This is a genomic window from Peterkaempfera griseoplana (assembly GCF_001418575.1).
Classification (GTDB): domain Bacteria; phylum Actinomycetota; class Actinomycetes; order Streptomycetales; family Streptomycetaceae; genus Peterkaempfera; species Peterkaempfera griseoplana.
The window spans coordinates 1-7,515 of the sequence record NZ_LIQR01000288.1 but is presented as its reverse complement, the minus strand read 5'-3'; the positions used below and the strand labels follow the sequence as shown (position 1 = coordinate 7,515).

At 71.4% G+C, this 7,515-nt stretch carries 5 protein-coding genes; all 5 read left to right on the top strand.

The features are described from left to right. Positions 1-311 precede the first annotated feature (311 nt). Positions 312-401, top strand: coding sequence for a K(+)-transporting ATPase subunit F (kdpF, locus tag AOK09_RS39270; RefSeq protein WP_055588821.1), 90 nt, complete (start codon positions 312-314; stop codon positions 399-401). A 1-nt stretch (position 402) separates the two neighbouring features. Then, the gene (gene kdpA / locus AOK09_RS21305) at positions 403-2,064 is read left to right on the top strand and encodes a potassium-transporting ATPase subunit KdpA (protein ID WP_055588820.1); all 1,662 of its coding nucleotides are present in this window, start codon (positions 403-405) and stop codon (positions 2,062-2,064) included. Continuing rightward, on the top strand, positions 2,064-4,205 hold the full coding sequence (gene kdpB / locus AOK09_RS21300; protein WP_055588819.1) for a potassium-transporting ATPase subunit KdpB: 2,142 nt from the start codon (positions 2,064-2,066) through the stop codon (positions 4,203-4,205). Before kdpA ends, kdpB begins: the two co-directional genes overlap by 1 nt. Positions 4,206-4,236: 31 nt before the next feature. Beyond that, complete coding sequence (gene kdpC, locus AOK09_RS21295) at positions 4,237-4,866, top strand: K(+)-transporting ATPase subunit C (RefSeq protein WP_055588818.1); 630 nt, start codon at positions 4,237-4,239, stop codon at positions 4,864-4,866. Between the two features lie 117 nt (positions 4,867-4,983). Next, the coding region (locus tag AOK09_RS21290; protein ID WP_055588817.1) for a sensor histidine kinase at positions 4,984-7,515 on the top strand (2,532 nt) is incomplete at its 3' end.

Below are 7,515 nucleotides of genomic sequence, written 5' to 3'. Positions count from 1 at the left end.
GGACGCCTCCGGGGGCGTGGCCCGCATGCCGCGCCACGCCCCCGGAGGCGTCCCCGGCGGCCGCCGCCGCAGTAGGCGTTAGGGAGGCGTCAAGGGCTGCTCGGGGGCCGTAAGGGACGCGTCAACGAGGCTCGTCGCACCCCTTGCGAGACGGTTTTCTACTGGTGCCGGCCTCCCGCCGGCACCGGGCCGGGCCCGGATTCGACCATCGACAGTTCCCGGGTGATCCCCATGCTCGACGTCGTCTTCATCGGCGTCACGGTTCTCGTGTTCGTCGTCCTCGCTCTGGTTGCCCGGGGGGTGGAACGCCTGTGACCGCGGACAACATCGCAGGTCTGATCGTCGCCATCCTCCTTGTCGGCTACCTCGTGCTGGCCCTGATCCTCCCGGAGAAGTTCTGAGATGAGTCCCACCCTCGCGGGCGTGCTGCAGGCGAGCGTCCTGGTGGGCGCACTGGCCGCCGCCTACCGCCCCCTGGGCGACTACATCGCCCACCTCTTCACCTCCCCCCGACATCTGAGGGCCGAGCGGGGCCTGTACCGGCTCGTCGGCGTGGACGGTGACGCGGACCAGCGCTGGCCCGCCTATCTGCGCAGCGTCCTCGCCTTCTCGGCGGTCTCCGTCGTCTTCCTCTACTTCTTCCAGCGGCTGCAGAGCCATCTGCTGCTCAGCCTGGGCTTCCCGGCCGTCAAGCCGGACATGGCCTTCAACACCGCGGTGTCCTTCGTCACCAACACCAACTGGCAGTCGTACTCGGGTGAGTCGACCATGGGCCATCTGGTGCAGATGGCGGGCCTGGCGGTGCAGAACTTCGTCTCCGCGGCCGTCGGCATCGCCATCGTGGCCGCTCTGATCCGGGGGTTCACCCGCAGCCGCACCGACCGGGTGGGCAACTTCTGGGTGGACCTGACCCGGGTGACCGTACGGCTGCTGCTGCCGCTCTCGGTGGTCTTCGCGCTGGTCCTGGTGGCCTCGGGCGCGATCCAGAACTTCCACGGGCTGACCGATGTGCACACCCTGGTGGGCGGCAGCCAGTCGATCACCGGCGGGCCGGTGGCCTCGCAGGAGGCGATCAAGGAGCTGGGCACCAACGGCGGCGGTTTCTACAACGCCAACTCGGCCCACCCCTTCGAGAACCCCAACCCCTTCAGCAACTGGCTGGAGATCTTCCTCCTCCTGCTGATCCCCTTCGCGCTGCCGCGCACCTTCGGCCGGATGGTGGGGGACAACCGCCAGGGCTATGCCATCGTCTCGGTGATGGCGCTCTTCTGGGTCGCCTCGGTCTCCCTGATCACCCTCTTCGAGGCGCAGCACCACGGCGTGGCCGCGCAGGCCGCGGGGGCGGCCATGGAGGGCAAGGAGCAGCGGTTCGGCATCGCGGCCTCCTCGCTCTTCGCCGCGTCCACGACGCTCACCTCCACCGGGGCGGTGAACTCCTTCCACGACTCGTACACGCCGTTCGGCGGCGGTCTGACGATCTTCAACATGATGCTCGGTGAGATCGCCCCCGGCGGTGTCGGCTCCGGCCTCTACGGCATGCTGATCCTCGCCGTGGTCGCGGTGTTCGTCGCCGGTCTGATGGTGGGACGCACCCCCGAGTACCTGGGCAAGAAGCTCGGCGCCCGGGAGATGAAGTTCGCCTCCCTGTACATCCTCACCACGCCCGCGGTGGTGCTGGTCGGCACCGGGGTCGCGATGACCCTGCCGGGCGAGCGGGCCAACATGCTCAACACCGGGCCGCACGGCTTCTCCGAGGTGCTGTACGCCTTCACCTCGGCCGCCAACAACAACGGCTCCGCGTTCGCCGGCATCACCGTCAACACCCCGTGGTGGAACACCGCGCTGGGTCTGGCGATGCTCTTCGGCCGCTTCCTGCCGATGATCTTCGTGCTGGCGCTCGCCGGCTCCCTGGCGAAGCAGCAGCCCGTCCCGGCGACCGAGGGCACCCTGCCCACCCACAAGCCCCTCTTCGTGGGCCTGCTGTCCGGCGTCGTGCTGATCGTGGTGGGCCTCACCTACTTCCCGGCGCTCGCGCTGGGTCCGCTCGCGGAAGGTCTCAACTGATGTCGTCCCCCTCCTCCCTCCTCGAGTCGGCCCCGCAGCCTGCCGGGCCCGCCGGGCCCGAACCCGGCTCCGCGCACCGGGTCTCCGGCGGACTGCTCGACCCCAGGCAGCTGGTCGCCTCGCTGCCCGGCGCGATACGCAAGCTCGACCCCCGGGTGATGGTCAAGAACCCGGTCATGTTCGTGGTCGAGGTCGGTTCGGTGCTCACCACCGTCTCCGCCGTCAAGGACCCCAGCGTCTTCGCCTGGGCCATCACCGCCTGGCTGTGGCTGACCGTGGTCTTCGCCAACCTGGCGGAGGCGGTGGCCGAGGGCCGCGGCAAGGCACAGGCCGAGACCCTGCGCCGTACCAAGACCGACACCATGGCCCGCCGGCTGGCCGACTGGCGGCCGGGGCAGGCCTCCGCGCAGGAGGAGCAGGTCCCCGCCACCGCGCTGCGGCTCGGCGACCTGGTGGTCGTCGAGGCCGGCCAGATCATCCCGGGCGACGGCGATGTGGTGGAAGGCGTGGCCAGCGTCGACGAGTCGGCCATCACCGGTGAGTCCGCACCGGTGATCCGGGAGTCCGGCGGCGACCGCTCGGCGGTCACCGGCGGGACCAGGGTGCTCTCCGACCGCATCGTTGTGAAGATCACCTCCGAACCCGGCAAGACCTTCATCGACCGCATGATCGCCCTGGTGGAGGGCGCGGCGCGGCAGAAGACCCCCAATGAGATCGCCCTCAACATCCTGCTGGCGTCCCTCACCGTCGTCTTCCTGCTCGCCGTCGTCACCCTCCAGCCGATGGCCTCCTACGCCGGTGCCCCGCAGACGCTGGTGGTGCTGGTCGCGCTGGTCGTCGCGCTCATCCCGACCACCATCGGCGCACTGCTCTCCGCGATCGGCATCGCCGGCATGGACCGCCTGGTGCAGCGCAATGTGCTCGCCATGTCGGGCCGCGCCGTGGAGGCCGCCGGCGACGTCAACACCCTGCTGCTGGACAAGACCGGCACCATCACCTTCGGCAACCGGCAGGCGGCGGAGTTCCTCCCCACCGGCGAGGTCACCGTCGCAGCGCTGGCGGACGCCGCCCAGCTCTCCTCGCTGGCGGACGAGACGCCCGAGGGGCGGTCGGTCGTGGTGCTGGCCAAGGAGAAGTACGGCCTGCGGGCCCGCAGCCAGGGCGAACTGGCGCACGCCGACTGGATCGAGTTCACCGCGCAGACCCGGATGAGCGGCGTCGACCTGCACGAGGGCGGCGGTGTGCACCGGATCCGCAAGGGCGCGGCGGCCGCGGTGGCCGCCTGGGTGCGGGACAACGGGGGCGAGACCGGCGGCGAGCTGGGCGCGGCCGTCGACCGGATCTCCAACCTGGGCGGGACGCCGCTGGTGGTGGCCGAGCACCGGGACGGCTCCGCCGCCCGGGTGCTGGGTGTGATCCATCTGAAGGACGTGGTCAAGCACGGCATCCGGGAGCGCTTCGAGGAGCTGCGCCGGATGGGCATCAGAACCGTGATGATCACCGGTGACAACCCGCTCACCGCCAAGGCCATCGCGGAGGAGGCCGGCGTGGACGACTTCCTCGCCGAGGCCACCCCCGAGGACAAGATGGCGCTGATCAGGAAGGAGCAGGCCGACGGCAAGCTGGTCGCGATGACCGGCGACGGCACCAACGACGCCCCGGCACTGGCCCAGGCGGACGTGGGCGTGGCGATGAACACGGGCACCATGGCGGCCAAGGAGGCCGGGAACATGGTGGACCTGGACTCCAACCCCACCAAGCTGATCGAGATCGTCGAGATCGGCAAGCAGTTGCTGATCACCCGTGGCGCGCTGACCACCTTCTCCATCGCCAACGACGTCGCGAAGTACTTCGCGATCATCCCCGCGATGTTCGCCGCGGTGTACCCGGGTCTGGACAAGCTCAACATCATGCGGCTGCACAGCCCCGAGTCCGCGATCACCTCCGCGATCGTCTTCAACGCCCTGATCATCGTGGGCCTGATCCCGCTGGCGCTGCGCGGTGTGCGCTACCGGCCGTCCTCGGCCTCCGCGCTGCTGCGCCGCAATCTGTGGGTGTACGGCCTCGGCGGTCTGATCCTGCCGTTCGCCGGTATCAAACTCATCGACCTCGTCGTCCAGTTCATCCCCGGGCTCCACTGACCCGCGGCTCGGAGAGAACGGAAGAAGAAAAATGGCCAAGCCCCTTCCCACAGTGCTCCGCACGCACCTCTCGGCGCTGCGCATGCTGCTGGTGATGACCGTCCTGCTCGGCATCGCCTATCCGCTCCTGGTCACCGGCGCCGGCCAGGCGGCCTTCCACCACCAGGCCAACGGCTCCCTGGTGCAGGTCGACGGCAGGACCGTCGGCTCCAGCCTGCTCGGGCAGAGCTTCGACCTGCCGAAGAAGAACCCCGACAACGCCGACGAGCAGGCCCGGCCGGACCCGAAATGGTTCCAGCCCCGCCCGTCGGCTGGCGGGTACGACCCCACCGCGTCCGGAGCCTCCAACCTCGGCCCCAACAGCGCCGACCTGGTGAAGACGATCCAGCAGCGCCGTGCGGCGGTCGCCGCCTTCGACGGCGTCGCCCCGTCCCGGGTGCCTGCCGACGCGGTGACCGCCTCCGGCTCGGGCCTCGACCCGGACATCTCCCCGGCCTACGCCCGTGAACAGGTCACCAGGGTCGCCAAGGCCAGGGGCCTGGACCGGGACGCGGTCGCCCGGCTGGTCGAGGCTCATGTCCAGGACCCGGTGCTGGGTTTCCTGGGCGATGCGCGGGTCAATGTGCTGGAACTCAACAAGGCGCTCTCCACTCTCAGGTGAGAGCAGGACGCAGCCTCATGACGGCGGGCCGGTCCGGACGCGCGAGGGCGAGACCCCGCGGCGTCCGGGCCGGTCGCGCCCGGTGGGCTGCACGAATCGACGAGGAGGGGCGCGACGGTGGCGCGCAACCTTGACCCGGGCGCGTACGGGGGCCGGCCGGGCCGCCTGCGGGTCTACCTCGGGGCCGCCCCCGGGGTGGGCAAGACCTACCGCATGCTGGACGAGGCGCGCAGACGCCTCCAACGAGGCACCGACGTCGTCGTCGCCTATGTCGAGTGCCACGCCCGGCCCGGCACCGAGGGCATGCTGCGCGGACTGGAGACCCTGCCGCGCGTCACCCGGGTGCACCGGGGCTCCGAGTTCGAGGAACTCGACGTCGACGCGGTGCTGGCCCGCCGCCCGCAGGTCGCCCTGGTGGACGAACTGGCCCACACCAACGTCCCCGGCGGGCGGCACGCCAAGCGCTGGCAGGACGTGGAGGAGCTGCTCGCCGCCGGTATCGACGTGATCACCACCGTCAACATCCAGCATCTGGAGTCGCTCAACGACGTCGTTGAGAAGATCACCGGGGTGCCGCAGCGCGAGACCGTCCCGGACGAGGTGGTCCGCCGCGCCCACCAGATCGAACTGGTCGACATGTCACCCGAGGCGCTGCGGCGCCGGATGGCCCACGGCAATGTCTACGGCGCCGAGAAGGTCGACGCGGCGCTCTCCCACTACTTCCGGATCGGCAACCTCACCGCGCTGCGGGAGCTCGCGCTGCTGTGGGTGGCCGGCCGGGTCGACGAGGGGCTGCGCGACTACCGCGCGGCCCACGGCATAAGGAAGGTCTGGGAGACCCGGGAGCGGGTGGTGGTCGCCCTCACCGGCGGCATCGAGGGCGGCACCCTGATCCGCCGGGCCGCACGGATCGCCGACCGCACCGTCGGCGGTGAGATCCTCGCGGTGCACGTCGCCCGCAGCGACGGTCTGGCCGGGGCGTCGGCCGCGGCGCTCGCTGAGCAGCGGCAGCTCGTGGAGAGCCTGGGCGGCACCTACCACGTGGTGGTCGGCGACGATGTGGCCACCGCCCTGCTGGACTTCGCCCGCGCCCAGGACGCCACCCAGCTGGTGCTGGGCACCAGCCGCCGCGGCCGTCTCACCCGTTTCCTCACCGGCCGGGGCATCGGTGAGACCACGACCGGCCTCTCCGGTGACATCGACGTCCACATGGTCACCCATGAGCGGGCCGGCCACGGCAGGCTGCCGTCGCTGGGCCGCCGCTACTCCCGCCGCCGGTCGGTCGCCGGCTTCGCCTCCGGTCTGGTGCTGCCCTGGCTGCTGACGCTGGTCCTCTCCCATCTGCGGGACGGGGTCAACCTCACCAGCGTGGCCCTGCTGTTCCAGCTCGCCGTCGTCGCGGTGGCCCTGCTCGGCGGGGTCACCTCCGCCCTGCTCGCCTCCCTCACCGCGTCCCTGCTGCTGAACTACTACTTCATTCCACCGCTCGGGCAGTTCACCATCGCCCAGCCCAACAACGTCCTCGCGCTGGCGGTCTTCGCCTGTGTCGCCATAGCCGTCGCCAGCGTGGTGGACCGCGCCGCCCGGCAGACCACCCGGGCCGCCCGCGCCACCGCCGAGGCAGAGACGCTCTCCGAACTGGCCGGCAGTGTGCTGCGCGGCGCCGACACCGTGCCCGCGCTGCTGGAACGCTCCCGCATCGCCTTCGGCATGCAGGCCGCAGCACTGGTGCGCCGTACGCCCGACGGGCCGTCGGACGAGCCGGACGAGGTCATCGCCCGCAGTGCGGCGCCCGTGCCGGTCTCGCCCTCGGCGCCCCCGCCGGCCCCCGGGGCGGACACGTCCGCCACCGAGGTCCCGGTGGGTGAGGACGCGGTCCTGGTTCTCAGCGGCCGCCGGCTGCCCGCCGCCGACCAGCGGGTCCTGGTCGCCTTCGCCGCGCACGCCGCGGCGGCCCTGGACCGTGAGCGGCTGGCCCGCGCGGCCGCCGAACTGGAACCCATCAAGGCCGCCGACCGGATGCGCACCGCCCTGCTGGCGGCCGTCAGCCACGACCTGCGCACCCCGCTGGCCGCCGCGCTCGCCTCGGTCGGCTCGCTGCGCAGCCCGGACGTCGCCTTCTCCGCCGAGGACGAGGCCGAGCTGCTCGCCACCGCCGAGGACTCCCTCACCAAGCTCGCCCGGCTGGTGGACAACCTCCTCGACATGAGCCGCCTCCAGGCGGGCGTCCTCACCCTGCGGCTCCAGCCGACCGACCTCGGGGAGGAGCTGCCGCGTGCCCTCGACAGCCTCACCACCTCCGGGGCCGAGCTGACGACCAGCGGGATCGAGACGGTTCCCGCCGTGCTGGCCGATCCGCCTCTGCTGGAACGGATCCTCGCCAATGTCATCGCCAACGCCCAGCGCCACACCCCGGCGGGACGGCCGGTCTCCGTCACCGCCAGCACGCTGGCCGACCGGGTGGAGATCCGGGTGATCGACCGGGGCCCCGGTGTTCCCGCCGAGCACCGCGACCGGATCTTCCAGCCCTTCCAGCGGCTGGGGGACACCGACAACACCACGGGTCTGGGGCTCGGCCTGGCGCTTTCCCGAGGCCTGGCCGAGGCGATGGGCGGCACCCTGGACATCGAGGACACCCCCGGCGGCGGC